The sequence below is a fragment of the Mesorhizobium sp. M1A.F.Ca.IN.022.07.1.1 genome (assembly GCF_003997575.1).
Classification (GTDB): domain Bacteria; phylum Pseudomonadota; class Alphaproteobacteria; order Rhizobiales; family Rhizobiaceae; genus Mesorhizobium.
In genome coordinates, this window is the sequence record NZ_RZST01000624.1 from 1 (window position 1) to 1,334 (window position 1,334).

Annotated in this window: 2 protein-coding genes; both read left to right on the forward strand. The window is 65.3% G+C overall.

The window, feature by feature from the left end:
* A partial coding sequence (locus EOA75_RS32885) for a succinylglutamate desuccinylase/aspartoacylase family protein (protein ID WP_206517118.1) occupies positions 1-198 on the forward strand: 198 nt, incomplete at its 5' end.
* 36 nt (positions 199-234) lie between these two features.
* A partial coding sequence (locus tag EOA75_RS32890) for a hypothetical protein (protein WP_127326142.1) occupies positions 235-1,334 on the forward strand: 1,100 nt, incomplete at its 3' end.

Sequence of the window (1,334 nt, forward strand, 5' to 3'; positions counted from 1 at the left end):
TGCGAGCCTGCGGTCCGCCTCGGCGACAGCGTCAGTGCTGGCCAGCTGGCGGGATGGTATCACGATCTCGAACGGCTGGAGCTTGCCGAGGAGGCGATGCGTTTCTCCGAAAGCGGCATCGTGCTGTCGCGCCGGCTGCACACCATGTGCGAGGCGGGCGACTGCCTGATGCAAGTGGCCGAGCCGGTCGAAGGCTGACGCCGGCCCGGAAGGGAGGAAGAACCGAGGATGAGCATGCAGCTTTCGATGTGGACCTATCCCTGGGACATTCAGGATCTCGGCCTGGAGACGGTCGAGCGCGATATTGTCCAGCGCGCCGGCCTCAACATGATCAGCCTGGCCACCTCCTATCATGCCGGTCGCTTCCTGCAGCCGCGTAGCCCGCGGCGAAAAGCCTATTTTCCAGAGGATGGCACCATCTATTTCAAGCCGTCAGCGGCGCGATGGGCCGACCTCGCCATCCAGCCCAAGGTCGCGGATGTGATCAGCGAAGGCGGCGACGTGCTTGGCCAACTCGTCCGCCGGCGGGAACAGGGCGGCCCCGGGGTCTCTTGCTGGACGGTGTGCCTGCACAACACCCGCCTCGGCATGCTTCATCCCGAGGCGGTCACTCGCAACGCCTTCGGCGATCCCAACTATTACAATCTCTGTCCCTCGCATCCCGACGCGCGCGCCTATGTCCGGGCGCTGGTTGCGGACATCTCTCACGGCTACAAACCGGACAGGATCGAACTCGAAAGCCCTTCCTTCATGGGATTTGCCCATGGATACCATCACGAGAAGGACGGCGTCGGCCTGACGCCCGAGGAGGACTTCCTGCTGTCGCTGTGCTTCTGTCCGTCCTGTGTCGATCGCGCGGCTAAAGCCGGCGTCAACGCCGAACGGGCGCGAGCGCTCGTCCGGCAATGGATCGTCGCGACCTGCGAGCGCGCAGTGCCGGAGCGGCGCTTCCCCGGTTTTCCAGCGAGCGGACTCGAAGTTTTCGGGCCGTGGCCGGAGCTACACGCCTACCTGGTCTGGCGCTTCGAGCCGGTGACCAGTCTGGTCGCCGAGCTGCGCGAGGTGGCGCATCCGGTCACCGAGGTCCTCATCATCGACCTCAAGGAAGGCTGGCTGGGTGGCTGCGATCTGGCGGCTGTCGGCAAGGTCTGCGACGGGGCGATCCTGTGCGCCTATGACATGCAGGCCGAGGATGTCGCAAGCCTGGTGACGGACGGCCGCGCCGCGCTCGGCGCCGGCAAATTTCTCGGCACCGGCTACCGGCTTTTTTACCCGGAAATGGCGGGTCCGCAGTTGCTAGCGGCGAAGGTCAGCCCGGCGCGGAAAACTGATGT